At 69.5% G+C, this 17,009-nt stretch carries 18 protein-coding genes, 1 tRNA gene and 3 pseudogenes; 10 read left to right on the top strand and 12 right to left on the bottom strand.

What is annotated here, in order from left to right:
* Positions 1-755: 755 nt before the first annotated feature.
* Positions 756-1,415, bottom strand: coding sequence for a TetR/AcrR family transcriptional regulator (locus ACIBP6_RS03140; RefSeq protein ID WP_397048202.1), 660 nt, complete (start codon positions 1,413-1,415; stop codon positions 756-758).
* A gap of 137 nt (positions 1,416-1,552) precedes the next feature.
* On the opposite strand from ACIBP6_RS03140, the gene ACIBP6_RS03135 reads away from it, so the two are divergent.
* Both ACIBP6_RS03135 and ACIBP6_RS03130 read left to right on the top strand, forming a co-directional pair.
* On the top strand, positions 1,553-3,031 hold the full coding sequence (locus tag ACIBP6_RS03135) for a flavin-containing monooxygenase (RefSeq protein WP_397048200.1): 1,479 nt from the start codon (positions 1,553-1,555) through the stop codon (positions 3,029-3,031).
* Between the two features lie 204 nt (positions 3,032-3,235).
* On the top strand, positions 3,236-3,601 hold the full coding sequence (locus tag ACIBP6_RS03130; protein ID WP_132608991.1) for a cupin domain-containing protein: 366 nt from the start codon (positions 3,236-3,238) through the stop codon (positions 3,599-3,601).
* A gap of 382 nt (positions 3,602-3,983) precedes the next feature.
* Here ACIBP6_RS03130 and ACIBP6_RS03125 read toward each other — a convergent pair whose 3' ends face one another.
* Entirely contained in the window at positions 3,984-4,142 is a 159-nt protein-coding gene (locus tag ACIBP6_RS03125) for a hypothetical protein (protein ID WP_397048199.1), read from the bottom strand.
* Between the two features lie 6 nt (positions 4,143-4,148).
* Between ACIBP6_RS03125 and ACIBP6_RS46815 the strand changes: the two are divergent.
* Both ACIBP6_RS46815 and ACIBP6_RS46810 read left to right on the top strand, forming a co-directional pair.
* Positions 4,149-4,382: pseudogene (locus ACIBP6_RS46815) on the top strand (transposase); the annotation flags it as partial.
* 54 nt (positions 4,383-4,436) lie between these two features.
* Positions 4,437-4,574, top strand: a complete 138-nt coding sequence (locus ACIBP6_RS46810; RefSeq protein ID WP_449593820.1) for a helix-turn-helix domain-containing protein — start codon at positions 4,437-4,439, stop codon at positions 4,572-4,574.
* Between the two features lie 102 nt (positions 4,575-4,676).
* Here the strand turns inward: ACIBP6_RS46810 and ACIBP6_RS03110 are convergent, their stop codons facing one another.
* The 7 genes from ACIBP6_RS03110 to ACIBP6_RS03080 all read right to left on the bottom strand — a co-directional run bounded on the left by ACIBP6_RS03110 (position 4,677) and on the right by ACIBP6_RS03080 (position 9,776).
* Positions 4,677-5,660: a hypothetical protein gene (locus tag ACIBP6_RS03110; protein ID WP_397048198.1), complete on the bottom strand. Its 984-nt coding sequence runs from the start codon at positions 5,658-5,660 to the stop codon at positions 4,677-4,679.
* Between the two features lie 8 nt (positions 5,661-5,668).
* On the bottom strand, positions 5,669-6,172 hold the full coding sequence (locus tag ACIBP6_RS03105) for an ABC transporter permease (RefSeq protein ID WP_397048197.1): 504 nt from the start codon (positions 6,170-6,172) through the stop codon (positions 5,669-5,671).
* Positions 6,173-6,225: 53 nt separating this feature from the next.
* Entirely contained in the window at positions 6,226-6,426 is a 201-nt protein-coding gene (locus tag ACIBP6_RS03100) for a hypothetical protein (RefSeq protein ID WP_397048196.1), read from the bottom strand.
* On the bottom strand, positions 6,423-7,349 hold the full coding sequence (locus ACIBP6_RS03095) for an ATP-binding cassette domain-containing protein (RefSeq protein WP_397048195.1): 927 nt from the start codon (positions 7,347-7,349) through the stop codon (positions 6,423-6,425). The genes ACIBP6_RS03100 and ACIBP6_RS03095 overlap by 4 nt, the downstream gene beginning before the upstream one ends.
* A gap of 5 nt (positions 7,350-7,354) precedes the next feature.
* On the bottom strand, positions 7,355-8,494 hold the full coding sequence (locus ACIBP6_RS03090; RefSeq protein WP_397048194.1) for a cytochrome P450: 1,140 nt from the start codon (positions 8,492-8,494) through the stop codon (positions 7,355-7,357).
* A gap of 161 nt (positions 8,495-8,655) precedes the next feature.
* Positions 8,656-9,492, bottom strand: a complete 837-nt coding sequence (locus ACIBP6_RS03085; protein ID WP_397048193.1) for an SDR family oxidoreductase — start codon at positions 9,490-9,492, stop codon at positions 8,656-8,658.
* Positions 9,489-9,776, bottom strand: coding sequence for an antibiotic biosynthesis monooxygenase family protein (locus tag ACIBP6_RS03080; RefSeq protein ID WP_397048192.1), 288 nt, complete (start codon positions 9,774-9,776; stop codon positions 9,489-9,491). Before ACIBP6_RS03080 ends, ACIBP6_RS03085 begins: the two co-directional genes overlap by 4 nt.
* A gap of 61 nt (positions 9,777-9,837) precedes the next feature.
* On the opposite strand from ACIBP6_RS03080, the gene ACIBP6_RS03075 reads away from it, so the two are divergent.
* The 3 genes and pseudogenes from ACIBP6_RS03075 to ACIBP6_RS03065 form a co-directional block, all read left to right on the top strand.
* A complete protein-coding gene (locus ACIBP6_RS03075) occupies positions 9,838-10,290 on the top strand; it encodes a MarR family winged helix-turn-helix transcriptional regulator (RefSeq protein WP_397048191.1) in 453 nt (150 codons plus the stop codon).
* 415 nt (positions 10,291-10,705) lie between these two features.
* A pseudogene (locus ACIBP6_RS03070) lies at positions 10,706-10,855 on the top strand (transposase domain-containing protein); the annotation flags it as partial.
* Positions 10,785-11,810 (top strand): annotated as a pseudogene (locus tag ACIBP6_RS03065) (transposase); the annotation flags it as partial. The pseudogenes ACIBP6_RS03070 and ACIBP6_RS03065, both read left to right, overlap by 71 nt.
* 110 nt (positions 11,811-11,920) lie before the next feature.
* Here ACIBP6_RS03065 and ACIBP6_RS03060 read toward each other — a convergent pair.
* Positions 11,921-11,994 (bottom strand) — tRNA-Arg (locus ACIBP6_RS03060).
* A gap of 226 nt (positions 11,995-12,220) precedes the next feature.
* Here ACIBP6_RS03060 and ACIBP6_RS03055 point away from each other — a divergent pair.
* The gene (locus ACIBP6_RS03055) at positions 12,221-13,006 is read left to right on the top strand and encodes an aminoglycoside phosphotransferase family protein (protein ID WP_397048189.1); all 786 of its coding nucleotides are present in this window, start codon (positions 12,221-12,223) and stop codon (positions 13,004-13,006) included.
* Positions 12,990-13,943 (top strand): cobalamin biosynthesis protein, encoded by a 954-nt coding sequence (locus ACIBP6_RS03050; RefSeq protein ID WP_397048187.1) that lies wholly within the window; start codon positions 12,990-12,992, stop codon positions 13,941-13,943. The genes ACIBP6_RS03055 and ACIBP6_RS03050 overlap by 17 nt, the downstream gene beginning before the upstream one ends.
* A gap of 165 nt (positions 13,944-14,108) precedes the next feature.
* Here the strand turns inward: ACIBP6_RS03050 and ACIBP6_RS03045 are convergent, their stop codons facing one another.
* Positions 14,109-16,067 (bottom strand): exodeoxyribonuclease III, encoded by a 1,959-nt coding sequence (locus ACIBP6_RS03045; RefSeq protein ID WP_397048185.1) that lies wholly within the window; start codon positions 16,065-16,067, stop codon positions 14,109-14,111.
* Positions 16,068-16,158: 91 nt separating this feature from the next.
* Positions 16,159-16,533 (bottom strand): hypothetical protein, encoded by a 375-nt coding sequence (locus tag ACIBP6_RS03040; RefSeq protein WP_397048183.1) that lies wholly within the window; start codon positions 16,531-16,533, stop codon positions 16,159-16,161.
* A 293-nt stretch (positions 16,534-16,826) separates the two neighbouring features.
* On the opposite strand from ACIBP6_RS03040, the gene ACIBP6_RS03035 reads away from it, so the two are divergent.
* Positions 16,827-16,985 carry a hypothetical protein gene (locus ACIBP6_RS03035; RefSeq protein WP_397048181.1) on the top strand — a complete coding sequence of 53 codons (159 nt, stop codon included), beginning with the start codon at positions 16,827-16,829 and terminating at the stop codon, positions 16,983-16,985.
* Positions 16,986-17,009 lie beyond the last annotated feature (24 nt).

Raw genomic sequence — 17,009 nt, 5'->3', positions numbered from 1 at the left:
CGCAATGCCACGTGCACGGCAAACGAGCACGGCCACGGGCGGGCGGACGCCAATCTGGCGGCCAACATGTTCGACATCCTGCGCAGCGAATTCTTCCGCGACAAGACCTTCGCCTCGCCCTATTCCGCTTGCACCGCCTGGTACAGGCGTAGGGCGAGGTCCGCCTGGTCGTCACCCCCTGACTCGCCTGCCCGCTCGCACCGCTCAAACGGTGTTACAAATCTTCGACGTAGCCGGTGGCGATCTCCTCGGGCGGTCAGCACGCGGACGGCGATGAAGCAGGGCACCGCCTTACGTGCGGATCGTACTGCTGTGCGTGGTGACGGCGATGGTGGTCAGGTTGGGCTGGCACCAGTTCGGCTGAGGCCAGCCGGCGGCGCCGTCGTACGAGTGCGCAGGGCTGTGGCGGCGAGCGCCACGAAAGCGGCCAGCAACACCCGGACGATCAGCGCCAGCGGCAGCCTGACCAACTCCCGCTTCGCGAATCCCTCGATGACGATCGGCCCGGGCAGGAACCCCCCTGATGCCCGCCGAGCAGCGCCAACCCCAGGGCCGCCAGCAGCCCGCAGCAGCGCACCAGCGGCACCTCCCCGAACGTGGCCGCCAGCCGCCCCGCCGTCATCATGATGGAGAACGCGGCGTACCCGGCCGCGGCGAACTCCGGCGCAGCGGCTCGATGCGGTCCGCTGCGAGGGTTCCGCTACCGGAGACGGCTGGTTCCGCTGCCGGTGCCAACCTGCCCGTGCGCGGGGAGGTCAGCCGGCTATGGGCTGGGTGGTCTGGTAGATGGTGGTGAGCCAGATGTTGAGCAGGACGTCGATCACGTCGGACTCGGGCACCGCGGGCTCGTCGCCGGTGAAGGTGGAGTAGAGCACCCGGTCGTTCATCAGGTTGAGTGCGATGGCGAGATCGCGGGCTCGTGGCCCGGGTGGTGCGGCACCGCGGGCGCGCTCGGCCTCGATGGCCTGCGAGATGCGGGTGACCCACGTCTCCGCCCGGTCGGCACGCCAGCGATGGATCTCGGCGTTGGTGTGCTGAACCTGAACGGTGGCGGTCAGCACCGCGCGGTGCGCGCTGAAGGTCGTGTAGGTCGCTTCGAGACACTCGCGCCAGTAGCGCACCGGATCTTCGCTGAGCCGCTCGCTCGGGCCGACCACGGCCTGGTCCAACTTCTGAATGACGCGGTCGAGCAGGGTGAGCAGCACCGAGTCCTTGGACCGGAAATAGAAGTAAAAGGTCGGGCGGGAGATCCCCGCGCCGCGCGCGAGGTCGTCGATCGAGATCTCGCTCAGCGCGTGCTGCTCGAGCAGCTTCTCCGCTGTGGACAGGATGGCCAGCTCTCGATCGTCGCCCGTGGGCCGGGAAGGCCGGCGACCACGGCTCGCGCGCGGCTTCGCAGTGCTGTCGAGCGTCATGCGCCTCACCCTAGCGGACCCGGCAGCAGGCTATCGACATCTAGTCGGCGTACTCGACACATTGTTGACAGAATCGACATAGAGTCGATACCTTCAGTGCCGTACACGCGGCCACCGGCGGCTGAAGGGCGAGAGCCATGACACTCGAACACGTTGACGTGCTGATCGTGGGGGCGGGCCTGTCCGGCATCGGCGCCGCCTGCCATCTGCAAAAGAATCGCCCAGGCAGGACGTACGCCATTCTCGAAGCCCGCGCGGCGATCGGCGGCACGTGGGACCTGTTCCGCTACCCCGGCATCCGCTCCGATTCCGACATGTTCACCCTGGGCTACCGGTTCAGCCCTTGGCCCAAGGCCAAGGGCATCGCCGACGGCGCGTCGATCCGCGAATACGTGTGGCGCACCGCGCGAGAGCACGGCGTCGCCGGCAAGATCCGGTTCCACCACCGCGTCACCCGGGCCGAATGGTCTACGGCCAAGGCATGCTGGACGGTCCAGGCCGAACGCCTCGACACCGGCGAGACCATACGGCTGACCTGCGGCTTTCTCTTCGCCAACACCGGCTACTACCGCTACGACCAGGGTTTCGCACCGGAGTTCCCGGGCGCCGGGCGTTTCACCGGACCTGTCGTGCATCCCCAGCACTGGCCGCAGGATCTCGACTACACAGACATGCGCGTCGTGATCATCGGCAGCGGCGCCACGGCCGTGACGCTTGTTCCCGCGATGGCGCACGCGGCCGAGCACGTCACGATGGTGCAGCGCTCACCGGGCTACGTCGTGTCGGCGCCGTCCACGGACCCGGTCGCCGACGTGCTGCTCGGCATGTTACCCGCAAGGGCCGCCGCATCGATCGTGCGGTGGAAGAACGTGCTGACGGGCCTGCTGTTCTATCAGTTGAGCCGGCGACGGCCCCGGCTGGTGAAGCGGTTGCTGCTCAAGCGCGTCCGTGGTCAGTTGCCGCAGGGCTACGACGCAGACCTCCACTTCGGGCCGCGCTACGACCCGTGGGACCAGCGGCTGTGCGTCGTGCCGGACGGCGATCTGTTCAAGGCCCTACACGAGGGGAGCGCGTCGATCGTGACCGACAGAGTCGACACGTTCACCGAGAACGGGATCCGGCTCGCGTCCGGAAGGGAGCTACCGGCCGACGTCGTAATCACGGCCACCGGCCTGAACCTGATGTTCGCCGGCGGGATGACGCTGAGTGTCGACGGCGCGGCCGTCGAGATCGGCGCGACGACGACCTACAAGGGCATGATGCTCTCCGGCGTCCCGAACTTCGCGTTCACCATCGGCTACACCAACGCGTCCTGGACGCTCAAAGCCGACCTCGTTTCCGGTTACGTCTGCCGGCTGCTCAATCACATGGACAAGCGGGGCTACCGATTCTGCGCGCCGATCACGTCCGTGCCGCCGACCGAACCATTCATAGGTCTCAAGTCCGGATACGTCACGCGCGGCATCGACGCGTTACCCAAGCAGGGGCCCGCGGCACCGTGGCGGCTGCATCAGAACTACCTGCGGGATGTGCTGCTGATGCGCCACGGATCGCTGGAAGACGGCGCCATGCGATTCTCTCGGTCGGTGTCCGCCCTCAAAACGCCTGTCGCCTGACGCGCGACGAAGCCCCGACCTTGACGGCTTCCGTCTCCCGCCTGGGCCGAAGCCGTCGCCCTGGCGGCTCCGCACCCCGCCAGGACAAGCCGTCGCCTTGATGGCTCCGCGCCTCGCCACTTCTGAAGCACACCCTGGCACGTGAAGCACAACCACGGCCGCCGAAGAACAGGAGCACGAGAAATGACCTTGCACCTTCCCGCGATGGAGAACGACGGCGATGGCGGCAGCAGATTGAGCTCGGTGACACTCGAACAACACGAGACCGACCTGGGTCCCGGTGTGCCGCCCATGCTGTCCACCACCCCTACCGAAGTGGTCTCGCTGCAGTTCATCGATCTTCTCGCCGACATCACCATTCCGGCGCATCCGGCGCCTGCCCGCCAGTTCGTCGTCGTCTTGCGCGGAGTGATCGAGGCCGAGGACACCAGCGGGCAGACGCGGCGGCTCGGCCCCGGCGACACCGCCTTCGCCGCGGACATCAAGGGAGGCCACATCACCCGCATCGTCCAGCCCCCGGCACGCTTGTTGTTCGCCGTGCTCCCCGACGACGCACCCGACCCGGCCTGACAAACTTCCCGGTACGGCGGTGCCGTATACCTGCTCAAGTCGATCTCAGCGCACGCCGCATGGTGCAGGAGGGCACCGGCATGACCAAAAATGCCCGCCGGCCTGTTCGCCTCCGCCAGTAAACTGGCCGAGCGAAGTGTTCCCGTGGCCAACGCGTCTGCCCGGCAGGCGCGTAGAACGGCCGCGACAGCCAGCAGTGGCGCCTCAACGGCACGGGCAACAGCCGCCACTAGATCATTAACCGGAGCACCGACACCTCACTGGACGGCAAGGGCAACAGCACCGCCGGCTCCACCCTGGCCAAGCGGACACCGAACACAACATCAACAACCAGTGGACGATCGCCGGCATTTGACATCTTCCACCCGCGGGCGACCCGACCTTAGGAACCGAACCCGGTGAAGCCCTCGGCGGCCGGGTCGGTGGCCGGCATGGCGGCCAGGATGGCCTCGGTCCGCGCGGTGATGAGGCCGAGGCCGGCGCGGTCGGTGAGGACGTACGGCCGGTCGGCTTTGATGGCCTCGACGACAAGCTCGCCCACGGCGTCTGCGACGGGCTGAAAGGCCTGCCGCAAGCCGTCGAGCAGACCTGGCCGCAGACGATCGTGCAGACCTGCGTGGTGCATCTGCTGCGCGCCTCGTTCCGGTATGCCGCCCGCCAGCAGGGCATCGACACCTCCACGCCGGGTGGACGCCTGCAGTTCCACATGTTCGGCGCCTTCGACGAGTTCCTCCGCGAACTCATCGTCGAGGGCACCCTCGAAGGCCTGGCCTCGGCCCGAGCACGCGGCCGCGTCGGCGGGCGGCCGGCGGCCCTGGACGCCCTGGGGGTGGAGATGGCCCGCGCGCTGTACGACATGAAGGGCGATGACGGCAAGCGCCGCTACACCGTCCAGCAGATCGCCGACCGGCTCGGCGTCAGCCGCGCCACGATCTACCGCCACCTCGATCCGGACAAGGCGGTCTCGGCGTAGGAGGAGCACGGTGTTGCCCCCGGTCACCTCCTACGGCGGCAAGGCACGCTGAGCTTGTTCTTGAGAAATCTGGGGCGATCTCGCAAGCGCCAAGGTTGCAGATCAAGTTGGCGGAGCGGCGCGGAGCCTTACCACCACAAAGGCGAGCAGCCCGAGGGCGGCCAGCCCGAAGACCGCGTTGCCGATGAGGTCCACATGCGCGGGTGCGGGGAGACTCGGCGGCTGCGGGAAGCCGTGCCAGGCGTAGGTGACCAGGCCGGCGGCGCTCAGGGCGAGCCTGTGCCAGGGGCCCCACCCCATGCGTCGGGACCAGCGCAGGATGAGCAGCGTCATGGTGGCGTAGAGCGCGAGGTAGAAGCCGACCGTGATCCACGCGGGCACGACGGACTCCAGCTTGATTCCCACCAGGGCGAGCAAAGTGGGGAGCCAGAACGCCAGCCCGGCCACGATGGTGATCGCGAAGACGGTCCACGGGCTGGGCGGCGTGGCCGAACGGAGGGGCGGCGGAATCGAGCGGACAGGAACGCGGCGATGATCAGGGCGACGGCCGTGATCAGCGTCCAGGTGATCTGAGCGGCCGACAACGGGTAGATGGCAGCCGGACTGGCCAGGGCGATGGGCACCGCGCCGCCCAGCAGGAACAGGACGGCTGAACCGGTGAGGGCGGCCTTGCCGAGCCAGGGGGTGTCCGGACGGCGTGAGCCCGCCTCTACCATCGAGATCGGCACCGCGATACTCCATACCCCATGGATGGCCAGGACGAACACGGTCCAGTAGGCGCCGATGCCCAGCGCGGATGAACCCGTAGTCGAGCAACCGCAGCCCGACATAGTCGGGATCGAACAGCGACCGGGTGAGCAGGCCCTCTTCGATCACGGCATAGGCGAGCCCGAACAGGATGATCCCCGGCCACCCCAGCCGCCACCGGCGGGCCACCTCGCGGATCAGCAGCGCGCCACCGCCGTACAGCGGAATCAGCCCGATGATCATCGGTAGGGCGTTGATGGCGATGTTGCCGAGCAGGTACTCGCCGACCAGCGGTGCGAGAACCAGCAGGCCAAGTGCTGGAAAAATGCGTTTGAACACGCCTGTCCTTACCGGTTGTAGAGCCTGCGTGCCCACAGGTATCCGCCCAGCGCGATGGCCGCGCTCCAGAGTGCCGCCGCCGCGAAGCTAGATCCCGCGGGCTGCCCGGCCAGCAGCGCGCGCATGGTTTCGATGACCGGTGTGAACGGCTGGTGTTCGGCGAACCAGCGCAGCGGGCCCGGCATCGACTCCGGCGGGACTACGCCGCTGCCCAGGAATGGCAGCAGCATCAGCGGCATCGGCTGGTTGCTGGCCGTGGCCACGTTCTTGGTCACCATGCCCAGCGCGGCCGACAGCCAGGTGACGGCGAAGGTGAACATGGCCAGCACGCCGATCACCCCGAGCCAGTCCAGCGCGGAGGCGGCGGGGCGGAAGCCGATCAGCAGGGCCGTCAGCGTCACCGTCGTAATCGCGATGAAGTTCTGGACCAGCGCGCCGAGCACGTGCCCGGTCAGGACCGAGACGCGGGCGATGGCCATGGTCTTGAATCTGGCGACAATGTCCTCGGTCATGTCCACGGCCACCTAGATCGCCGTCCACTGCGCGGCGCTCGCGATCGTCATGATCATGATGCCGGGGTGATGTAAGCGGCGTAGGCGGCGCGGTCGCCGCCGATCCTGGCGCCCATGATGCCGCCGAGGACGTAGACGAACAGCAGCAGGAGCACCACCAGGACGCCCGCGAAGGCGAGGATCAGTGTGGGGTAACGCCACATGTGCCTGATCTGGCGCCGCAGCATCGTCGCGGAGTCGGTGATCGCTCTCATCCGGAGGACTCCTCGATCAGGGCGAGGAAGACGTCGTCCAGGTCGGGTGTGTGCACCGACAGCTCGGCGACGTCGATGACCTGTGCGTCGAGCCATTCCAGGAGTTCGCGCAGCGTGCTGACGCCGGTGTCGGGGATCTGCACCGTGAGGGCTTCCTCGTCGCGCGAGGTGGCCTTCAGGTGGGAGGCCGCCCTGAGGTAACCGTCGGGGTCGGCGAAGCGTACGACGACGTGTCCGCCGGGGACCATACGCTTGAGTTCCGCAGGGGTGCCCTCGGCCACCAGCCGCCCCTGGCTCAGCAGGGCGATGCGGTCGGCGAGTTCGTCGGCCTCGTCCAGGTATTGGGTGGTCAGGAAGATGGTCACGCCGTCCTGCTGGACGAGGTCGCGGACGATCTGCCACATGGTGCGGCGGCTGCGCGGGTCCAGGCCGGTGGTCGGCTCGTCGAGGAAGATGAGCCGGGGCGTGCCGACCATGGTCATGGCGAGGTCGAGCCGGCGGCGCATGCCGCCCGAGTAGGTGGCAGCGGGCTTGCGCGCGGCGTCGGTAAGGTCGAAGCGCTCCAGCAGCTCGCGGGCGCGCTCACGTCCGCGGGAGCGACCGAGGTGGAGTAGGTCGGCCATGAGCCGCAGGTTCTCCTCGCCGGTGAGGAAGCTGTCGACCGCGGAGAACTGGCCGGTGACGCCGATCGCCGCCCGCACCTTGTCGGGTTCTGTGGCCAGGTCGTGCCCGGCCACCCGGATCTCGCCGGCGTCGGCCTTGACCAGGGTGGACAGGATCTGCACCGTGGTGGTCTTGCCCGCGCCGTTCGGGCCGAGCAGCGAGAAGACGGTGCCCTGCGCGATGGTGAGGTCGATGCCGTCCAGGACGCGGTGGGCGCCGTAGGACTTACGCAGCCCCGTCACCGAGACGAAGGATCGCATCGCGTTCACCCCCGATCCCAGGTGACGGGCAGGCTGTGCACGCCGTACACCTGCGAGGGGTCGGTGCGCAGCGAAAGCTCCTCGGCCGGTACGGCGAGCCGCAGCGTCGGGAAGCGGATGAGCAGCGCGGGAAACGCGACACGCATCTCGACGCGGGCGAGCTGCTGACCGAGGCACTGATGGACGCCATGGCCGAAGGCCAGGTGCCCGGCGGCCGAGCGGCGCAGGTCGAGCAGGTCGGGCTCGGAGAACTTGGCCGGATCCCTGTTGGCGGCGTTGATCGCGATCACGACCGTGTCGCCCGCCTTGACCCGCACGCCGTCGAGGTCGACGTCCTCCAGCACGCCGCGCAGCCCGGTGGCGGCGATGGACAGGTAGCGCAGCAGCTCCTCCACGGCGCTGTCGGCCAGGCCGGGGTCGTCGCGCAGAGCGGCGAGCTGCGCCGGGTTGCGCAGCAGGGCGAAGGTGCCGAGCGCGAGCATGTTGGCTGTGGTGTCGAGGCCGGCGCCGAGCAGGAAGGCGGCCACGCCCCCCAGCTCCTCGTCGGTCAGGTCGCCGCCCGTGGCCAGGTCGCTGAGCAGGTCGTCGGTCGGCTTGGCACGCTTGGCGAGCGCGAGTTCCCGCAGATACTCGCCGAGCTCGATGAATGCGGCGTACTGCGCCTCAGGCTCCCCGGCCTCCGAGAGGTTTCGCGTGGAGGCCTGGAACTGGTCGCGGTCCGCGTACGGCACGCCGAGCAGCTCGCAGATCATCAGGGCGGGGACGGGCTGGGCGAAGACCTCGACGAGGTCGGCGGGCGGCCCCTGCCGCTCCATCGCGTCGAGCCGTTCACGGGTGATCTCGGTGACCCGTTCGGTGAGCAGGTTCATCCTGCGGACGGTGAACTTGCCCGTCAGCATCTTGCGGACGCGGGTGTGCTGGGGCGGGTCCATGCCGGTCAGGTCGCCGACGGGGGCGGGCGGCAGGTGCCCGCCCGCCATCGGGTAGTACTGGGTCTCGTAGCGGGAGCTGAAGCGTGGGTCGGCGAGGACTTGGCGGACCAGGTCGTATCCGGTGACCATCCAGACGCCCGGAGCGCCCTCGGGCGCGGCCAGGCGGGCGATCGGCTGCGAGAGGGAACGGCGGCCACCCGAGAAGGAACTCACAGATGGCCGCTCCTGAGCCACTCGACGTCCGTGTGAATCGGCGATCAGCTTGGAAACACACAACCGCGATGAAACAGCCGACCGAGATCGCCCATGACGGACGGATCCACTTGACGACAACTTCGTCCATCACAGGCATCGGCGGCCACCGCGGCGTGGCCTCATCCGCCGAGCTGATCGGCGTAGTCGCGAGCGAACTGGGCGAATGTCCTGCCCGGACGGCCCGTCACGGCGGTGTACGTGGGCGTGGTGTAGTCGCCCCAGCCCGCGTCGTAGGCCGTCATGTACTCCTTGGTAACCTCCGCGTCCCACTCCTTCATCCCGGCCTTCAACAGCACGTGGTAGGCGTCGTCCGGGCTCACCGGCTGGTAGGTGATCGGCCTGCCGTACACCTCCGACAGCGTGTCCGTCGTGTCCCGCAGCCTGATTCTCTCCGGTCCAGTGATCGTGTAGGTTTCCCCCTGGTGGCGTGAGGGGTCACGAAGCACGACGGCGGCGAAGTCGGCGATGTCCCGCACGTCGATCATGCCGACCCGGCCCTCCCCGGGAGCACCGTAGAAGGTGTCGCCGTTGACCGAGCCGAGAATGTTCTGCATGAAGTACGCCGGGCGGATGACGGTCCAGCCGACATCCGAGGCCGCGAGCTCGATGTCCGACAGCACGTGCAGCCGGCCGTTGCGGGTCGGCGCGTCGTGCCCCGCGCCGATGGCCGACATGCGGACGATGTGCCGCACGCCCGCCTTCCTGGCCGCCCACAGCGCGTTGCTGCTGGCGTGCGTGGAGTCCGGGCCCATGGCGACCAGCAGCCACACCGTGTCCACGCCCTCGAACGCCTGGTCCAGCGTCTCCGGGTGGTGGAGGTCGCCGACCGCCACCTCGACACCTGACGGCGCCTTGGCCCTGTCGCGTACCAGCACCCGCAGGTCCGCCGTGCCCCGCAGCGAGCGCAGTACCTCGCTGGAGACGGTGCCGTTGGCACCGGTGATCAGGATGGTCATCGCAATGTCCCCTCTTCTGTGGAAACGAGTTCGTCGATCAGGGCGAAGAAGGCCCGGATTCCGGGCAGATTGCCGCCCTTGGTGCGGGAGGCCGCGAAGTCGGCCGGCGAACGCCATTCCACGATGTCCAGCCATTCGCCGTCGGGCAGCTGGACCAGCTTGGCGCCCAGGAATCCGTCCCGGTCGGCCTGGAAGTCCGCGATCATCGGGCCACGGGCGGCCACGAGGTCCGTCGCATGCTCGGCGGAGACGCGGAACCTGGTGAGTTCTACTGTCGTCGTCATGCGATGACGATATAGTAAGTATTTGTGACAGTCAAGATTTATGACTAAATGGGAGTGTGCAGTGCACAGAAGCGAGCGCAAGCGTGAGCTGCCCGACCTGGGGATCCTGTCCAGCCGGACGCTGTTCAGCCTGCAGAAAGAGCTGTTCTCCCGGCTGTCGGAGATGGGCCACCCCCAGGTCAGGCCGCGGCACGGGGCCGTGCTGGCCTACCTCGACGTGGAGGGCAGCCGGGCCTCCGACCTGGCCGTGCGGTCGGGCCAGCACAAGCAGGTGATCGGCACCCTGGTGGACGAGCTCGTGGCGCTCGGGTACGTGGAGCGGCAGCCGGATCCAGCCGACCGTAGGGCGAAGCTCATCGTGCCGACCGAGCTCGGCCGCGATCACATGGTGAAGTCGGACGCCCTCCTCGCGGAGATGGAGGCCGAGCACGCACGGGCGGTCGGCGAGGAGGCATACACGGAGTTCAAACGCGTCTTCAAACTGGTCGCCGAGCGCCAGACTGGGACTAAGTAACCGTTGTTGGGGTCCCGGTAGTATCGGCGATATTTTCAACGGATATGCAGGTCAGAGCTTCCTCAAGGGGTGGGACCGGAATACGAACGAAACGTGCCACAGACCAACGGCCAGTACGTCAAGGCGCGAACCGGTGTCGTAGGCGGTGGCGAGGACTTCCGCCGACTCGAAGAGACGACAACGCGGACACTGAGGTTGTTTCATCGGTGACCGCCTGTGAAACAGCAGCCCGGGCACGGGCAGGGCCTCTAGACGCAACGCCGTTCAGTTCAGGGAGAGGGCTGTTCGTCAAGACCGGTGAACAAAGCAGCGGAGCCGCTGTAGAAGAGGTCTGTCACTCCAAGACATCCTCACCACAGGAGCTCCGCTGTTGGAACAGATTGCCACAGTCAGAACGGTCGGGGTAGCCGCGGGGGTGTTCGCGCCGGGGCATCTGGGCGAACTGACCCGGATCGTCCCGTTCGAGATGGTCGATGAGGTGCTGGCGCAGACGCATGCGCTGCAGCGCAGGGTCCGGCTGGTGCCGGCGCGGGTCACGGTGTACCTGCTGCTGGCCGGGACGGTTGTTCACCGGGCTGGGCTACCTGCAGGTGTTCGACCGGTTATGCGCGGGATTGTCGGGTCTGGCGCCGGTACGGCCCAGCGGCAGCGCTCTTCGCCAGGCCCGCCAGCGGCTGGGAGCAGCACCGATGAAGGCGTTGTTCGACCTGGTGAGCGGCCCTGCGGTGACGACTGCCGGCGCTGGATGGTGGCGGGGACTGCGGGTGGTCGCCGTCGATGGCACCCTGCTGCCGGTCCCGGACTGTCCGGCCAACCTTACGGTCTTCACCCGCCAGCGGCTCGGTAACGGGATCTCGGGTTACCCGCAACTACGTCTGACCGCGCTGCTGGCCTGCGGCACCCGGTCGGTCATCGGGGCCGTGTTCGGCCCCGCCACGATCGGTGAGCTGGACTACGCCCGTCGCCTGGCCGCGCATCTACAGGCCGGGATGCTCCTGCTGGGCGACCGGAACTTCGCCGCCACCGATCTGCTCAACCAGCTGGCCGCCACCGGCGCCGACCTGCTGGTGCGCTGCAAGTCCGGCCGGAACCTGCCCGCCTTGGCCCGCTGCCGGGACGGCTCGACCCTGGCCCGGCAGCTCGAGACCGGACACCCGGATCTGTTGCGATCCATGGTGAAGACCATGGCCGAAGCGTTGATGTCTGCCGAGGCCGACAACGCGTGCGGCGCCGGCTACGGCGAACGCAGCCAGGAGCGGACCAACCGGCGCAACGGCTACCGCACGCGGGAGTGGGACACCCGGGCAGGCACGATCGACCTGGACATCCTGAAACTGCGGCAGGGCTCCTACTTCCCGGACTGGCTGCTGGAACGCCGGCGACGGGCCGAACAGGCGTTGATCAGCGTGGTGGCCACCAGCTACCTGCTGGGCGTCTCGACCCGGCGCGTCGACAAACTCATCGAGCAGCTCGGGATCAAGTACATCTCCAAGAGCCAGGTCTCCCAGATGGCGGCCGAGGTGGCAGAGGTGCCCGAGACTCGCGGTCTCCCTTCGGTCTCCCCTGCGGCCGTCGTTCCGCCGCCGTCGGAGCCCCGCCGAGAAACACCAGGTCAGAGGCCCGAAAAAAGCGCGCCCTGCAGGATTCGAACCTGCGACCGTCGGATTAGAAGTCCGGTGCTCTATCCAGCTGAGCTAAGGGCGCTCCCGCCTTATTGTGCATGATCCGGCGACATGTCACGCACACGTTTCCGGTGTCAGTCTGTCAGGCCGGTCACAACTCTTGGGGGCAGGGTGGTCGGGGGCATGGGTGTCGCAGTGGAGGGTGGGTGCTTCGTGGCGGTGCGGGCGGGGGTGCGGGTGGGGGATCTATTGGGGGGAGAGGGAAAAGTGGGGCGCGGGTGGGGGGAACGGGTTTAAGCTCTCGTGGCATGGTCGCGACGCTCCTGCATGAGATTCCCCTGCAGGGCGGGGATGTGACGGATGGAGTGGTGCGCGTCGGGGACACCGTGCGCAGACCGGCCAGTGCGTCGACGCCCGCCGTGCATGCCCTGCTGAAACATCTGGAGGCCGTCGGGTTCGACGGGGCGCCTCGGGTGGTGGGGATGGACGAGTTCGGGCGCGAGGTCCTCACCTTCGTCCCGGGGACGACCGGGTTGCGGGTGGGCAGCGCGTCGGATGAGGCGCTGGTGGGGTTGGCCGGGTTGTTGCGCAGCTATCACGATGCGACCGTCGGGTTCCCGCTGAGCCTGGACGGGTGGGAAAGCGGGTCGAACGACGACAGGGCGCCGGAAGTCATCGGGCACTGTGATCTGACGCCGGAGAACGTGGTTTTCCGCGGCCAGGGCCGTCCGGTGGCGTTGATCGACTTTGAGCTTGCGCGGCCCACGACACGGCTCTTCGACGTTGTCACCGCGCTGCGGCACTGGGCGCCCATCTCTGATCCCGTCGACCGGCCGCCGCTGCTGCGCACCGTCGACGTGGGCGCACGGCTCCGCCTGTTCTGCGACGCGTACGGCGTCCCGGCCCGTGACCGTCGCCGGCTTCTCGACGTGGCCCGGCTGCGCTTCCACCGCTCGTACGCCGCCATGCACGCCCGCGCCGCCGTCGGCGGGAACTGGGCGAAGATGTGGGCGGGCGGCGCGGGCCAGCGCATCCGCCGGGCGAGCGCATGGCTGGACGTACACGAAGATGAGCTTTATGCCCATTTGGTGTGATCCTCTGGGCCTCGCCCTCGGCGTGGCCCTTGACCGGCTCGTGGCCGACCCGCAGAGTCCCGCCCACCCGGTCGCCGTGTTCGGACGGGCCGCCGCCCGGTTGGAGAAGTCCCTGTACGCCGACGACCGTGCGCGCGGCGTCCTGCACGTCGCGCTCTGCGTCGGGGGTGCCGCCGGGCTCGGCCTGCTGGCGGTGAAGGCGCCGGGGCGGGCCACGCGTACGGCGGTCACCGCCGTGGCCACCTGGGCGGTGCTGGGCGGCACGACGCTGGCTCGCGAGGGCACGTTCATGGCCGACGCGCTCGAAGCCGGGGATGTCGAACGCGCCAGGGCCCGTCTCCCCCACCTGTGCGGCCGGGACCCGTCGAACCTGGACGCCAAGGAGCTGGCCCGCGCCACGGTCGAGTCGCTGGCCGAGAACACCTCCGACGCCGTCGTGGCCCCGCTGCTCTGGGGTGCGGTGGCGGGGGTGCCGGGGCTGCTGGCGTACCGGGCGGTCAACACGCTGGATGCGATGGTGGGTCACCGTTCGCCGCGGTATGAGCGGTTCGGGTGGGCGGCGGCGCGGCTGGACGACGTCGCGAACTACGTCCCCGCCCGGGTGACCGGTGTGCTCACCGTCCTGACCGGGCCGGACCCGGCGGGGGCGCGCGCCATGCTGCGGCGGGACGGCCACCGGCATCCCAGCCCGAACGCCGGCCGGTGCGAGGCCGCGTTCGCCGGGGCGCTCGGGGTCACGCTGGGCGGCGAGAACGTCTACGGCGGGCGCACGGAGAGCCGTCCCACGATGGGCGACGGACCGCGGCCGGACGTCCAGGACATCCGCCGAGCCGCCCGCCTGACCAGCGCGGTCAGCCTCGCGGCGGCGGGGGTGGCGGTGGTCACCGCCTGGGGCCTCAGACGCGCCTTCAGCCGCAGGGCCGGTGGCGCGTCGTAGGTGCCGCGTGGGTCTCGGACGTGCCGTTCTCGACGGCTCGGGACTGCGGGCGTGCGTCCAGCAGGCGCTTGAGGCTTCGACCAGCGCCGGGGCGGTCGAGTTGGCTGCTCGTCCAGCCGGCAGTGCACACCGACCGGTTGGCGTCTGACGGCTTCGCCTGGACTTTCAGAGGGTGAGGGGGTCCAGGTCGATCACGATGGGGGCGTGGTCGGAGGGGGTCTTGCCCTTGCGGGCCTCGCGGTCGACGTAGGCCGAGCGGACGCGTCCGGTCACGTCGGCGGTGGCGTAGACGAGGTCGATGCGCATGCCCATGTTCTTGTGGAACATCCCCGCCCGATAATCCCAGTACGTGAACGGGTGCGGCCCCTTCATCGGCGTCGGCACCACGTCATGCAGCCCGAGCGCGCGCAGCCCGGCCAGGGCCTCCCGTTCGGCGGGCGTGACGTGGGTGGAGCCGACGAAGAGCGCCGGGTCCCACACGTCGGCGTCGGTCGGGGCCACGTTGAAGTCGCCGCACACCACGAGCGGCCCGGCCGCGATCTCGGGCGCGAGGGCGTCCCGCAGCGCGGCGAACCAGGCCAGCTTGTACGCGTAGTGCGGCGAGTCGACCGTACGGCCGTTGGGCGCGTACACGGACCAGACGTGCAGGCCGCCGCAGGTCGCGCCGATCGCGCGGGCCTCGGGGCGGGCGGCGCCGACCCCGTCGAGCTCCGCGAAGCCCGGCTCGCCGGGGAAGCTCAGCGTCACATCGTCGAGCCCGAGCCTGGACAGCAGCGCGACGCCGTTCCACCGCCCGTCGCCGTGGGCCGCGGCGGCGTACCCGAGCGCGCTCACCTCCGCGGAGGGGAACGCCTCCGCGGGGCACTTCGTCTCCTGCAGGCACACGATGTCGGGCTTGACCTCGGCCAGCCAGTCGAGCAGGCGGGGCAGCCGTGCCTTGACCGAGTTCACGTTCCAGGTAGCCAGGCGCATCTCTCTAGCCTGCCATCGCGGCTCCCGGTTCGGGTCCGCGACCCAGCCCGCGGTGAGGACCGTTCCGCCGCGGCGCTCGACCGCGAGGAAGCCGAACGGGCGGCCGTACACGGCCTGCACCCTTTTGATCCGGTACGGCTCAGGCGGCGGCGCGCCCCCGGCGACGGCCTCGAACGCCGTGACCGAGGCCGACTCGAACCCGGTCGCGCTGAAGACGGCGACGGCGGCCTGCGCGGCCTGGCCGACCGCCAGCGGTTCGGGGCTGATGCCCGGGTGACCGTGGCTCATGTCGCTGACCGTGGCCAGGCCGAACACCTCGGGCAGGCGCAGCAGGTCATGCGTGGAGGCGACGGTGAAGCGGGGCACGGTGACGTCAAGCCGGTCGCCGGGCTCGGTAGCGCGGACGTAGGCGACGCTCACCCCGGGTCCCTCCTCCAACGGGAGGAACTGGGCGCCGTCGTCGAGGACCCGGATGGCGGCGGGGAGCACCTCGCCCGGCTCGTCCCGTACGCCGAGCACGAGGTGGACGTCGACGCCGCCCGTGCCCATGACGCGCAGCATGGTGAGCGGGCCCACGGGGGTGGCGGCGACGCGGAGCCGGTCGAGCACAGCCGTGCGCCGGTACAGGACGGCGAGCTCGCGTCCGGCCCAGGGACCGTCGGGGAACTCCCCGGCACCTTCCAGGAACGGACGCAGCCACCTCGTCGCGACGGCGAGCGCCGCGGCCGGCACCAGCAGCGTGTCCTCGGACACCGCGATCGGCATGGCGGGGACGAGGCCGCCGGTCCGCTCGGCCGCCCAGGAGTCGAGGGCCTTCCCGTCCACGACGGGGTCGCCGGTCAGCTCGCCGCGCAACCCCGCGGGCAGCGCGGCGAGCCAGGACGGCCGCAGCGGCAGGTCACGTGCGGACCACAGTCCGATGGCCGAGCGTACGGCCGGGCCCTGCACGGTGGTCAGGACATCGGCGGCCGCCTGGGCGGCGTGGCGGGCCGGGACGCCGACGGCGTCCTCTAGTTCGGCTCGTCCCGGTCCGGCGGCGGCCGAGGCGAGGTAGGCGAGCAGCGGCCACACGCCCGCCCCCGACATGACCGCCGACTCCCCCGAGCAGGCCGCCGACCAGCGTGTGGTCAGCACGTTCACCGGATGCCGCATCGGCCCAGCATTCCGCATCTCTGCCGCGAATGCCGACTATTTGGTCGTCAGCGGAAGCCTCTGGGCGGCACCCCGCCGCCGGACGCGAAGGTCAGCGGCTGGTCCAGAGGGGCTTGTTGGCGCGGCTGTAGATGATGATCCGGCCGTCGTTGGCGACCGCCAGCCACGCGCCCGGGTTGCCGGCCGTCTTCGTGGACCACAGGGCCTTGTCGTTCCGGTCCACCACGACCCAGTTACCCTCCTCCTGCATGATCGAGCGCGCCCCCGGGTGCCCGGCCGTCGGCGTGGTGAACAGCGCGCGCCGGCCGTCGTACAGGACGGCGTTGCCCTCGTCCTGCTGGAGCAGCCGGTAGCGGCCGTTGGCCGACTGGACGACCTGGCCGGGGCGCAGGACGTGCCCGGAGGGCAGCTTGCCGATGTACGCCTGCGACGACCACAGCGGCCGGTTGTCGCGGGCGTAGATCACCAGGTTGCCGCTCGACCCGGGGCAGCTGCAGGTACGCGCCGGGGTTGCCGGCGGTCGGCGTCGACCACAGCGGCTTGTTGTCGGCGCCGTAGATGACCAGGTTGCCCTCCTTCTGCATGGTCGTGCGGGCGCCGGGCCTGCCGGCGGTGGGCGAGGTCCACAGGGCCTTGGTGCCGTCGTAGAACACGAGGTTGCCCTGGGCCTGCTGGATCAGCTTGAACCGGCCGCCCCCGGAGGTGAGCGACTGGCCGGGCAGCAGCCACTCGCCCGGCCCGAGCCGGTCCTTGGCCTGGATGCCGACGGTCCGCATGCCGGTCTCGGCTGTGGCGCCGGCGACCGGCGCCAGGGCGATGGTGGCCATCGAGCCCGCGAGCAGCGAACCGGCCATGACGGCGATCGCGGCCTTTTTCGTGATCAAGGTGGGTCTCTTCCTGTGTAGGAGCCGATCGTGAAGCAGAGACCCTGACAGATCCCGT

Source organism: Nonomuraea terrae (assembly GCF_044465245.1).
In the GTDB taxonomy this organism is placed as follows: Bacteria; Actinomycetota; Actinomycetes; order Streptosporangiales; family Streptosporangiaceae; genus Nonomuraea; species Nonomuraea terrae.
The sequence above is the reverse complement of the archived record's forward strand: the minus strand, read 5'-3'. Positions and strand labels throughout refer to the sequence as shown.

What these genes read in the sequence shown, in the direction of transcription:
- ACIBP6_RS03140 (WP_397048202.1), bottom strand. Translation starts at nt 1,415, where the DNA reads ATGACGCTCGACAGCACTGCGAAGCCGCGCGCGAGCCGTGGTCGCCGG.
- ACIBP6_RS03135 (WP_397048200.1), top strand. Translation starts at nt 1,553, where the DNA reads ATGACACTCGAACACGTTGACGTGCTGATCGTGGGGGCGGGCCTGTCC.
- ACIBP6_RS03130 (WP_132608991.1), top strand. Translation starts at nt 3,236, where the DNA reads ATGGAGAACGACGGCGATGGCGGCAGCAGATTGAGCTCGGTGACACTC.
- ACIBP6_RS46810 (WP_449593820.1), top strand. Translation starts at nt 4,437, where the DNA reads ATGGCCCGCGCGCTGTACGACATGAAGGGCGATGACGGCAAGCGCCGC.
- ACIBP6_RS03105 (WP_397048197.1), bottom strand. Translation starts at nt 6,172, where the DNA reads ATGACCGAGGACATTGTCGCCAGATTCAAGACCATGGCCATCGCCCGC.
- ACIBP6_RS03100 (WP_397048196.1), bottom strand. Translation starts at nt 6,426, where the DNA reads ATGAGAGCGATCACCGACTCCGCGACGATGCTGCGGCGCCAGATCAGG.
- ACIBP6_RS03095 (WP_397048195.1), bottom strand. Translation starts at nt 7,349, where the DNA reads ATGCGATCCTTCGTCTCGGTGACGGGGCTGCGTAAGTCCTACGGCGCC.
- ACIBP6_RS03085 (WP_397048193.1), bottom strand. Translation starts at nt 9,492, where the DNA reads ATGACCATCCTGATCACCGGTGCCAACGGCACCGTCTCCAGCGAGGTA.
- ACIBP6_RS03080 (WP_397048192.1), bottom strand. Translation starts at nt 9,776, where the DNA reads ATGACGACGACAGTAGAACTCACCAGGTTCCGCGTCTCCGCCGAGCAT.
- ACIBP6_RS03055 (WP_397048189.1), top strand. Translation starts at nt 12,221, where the DNA reads ATGGTCGCGACGCTCCTGCATGAGATTCCCCTGCAGGGCGGGGATGTG.
- ACIBP6_RS03050 (WP_397048187.1), top strand. Translation starts at nt 12,990, where the DNA reads ATGCCCATTTGGTGTGATCCTCTGGGCCTCGCCCTCGGCGTGGCCCTT.
- ACIBP6_RS03045 (WP_397048185.1), bottom strand. Translation starts at nt 16,067, where the DNA reads ATGCGGCATCCGGTGAACGTGCTGACCACACGCTGGTCGGCGGCCTGC.
- ACIBP6_RS03035 (WP_397048181.1), top strand. Translation starts at nt 16,827, where the DNA reads ATGCCGACGGTCCGCATGCCGGTCTCGGCTGTGGCGCCGGCGACCGGC.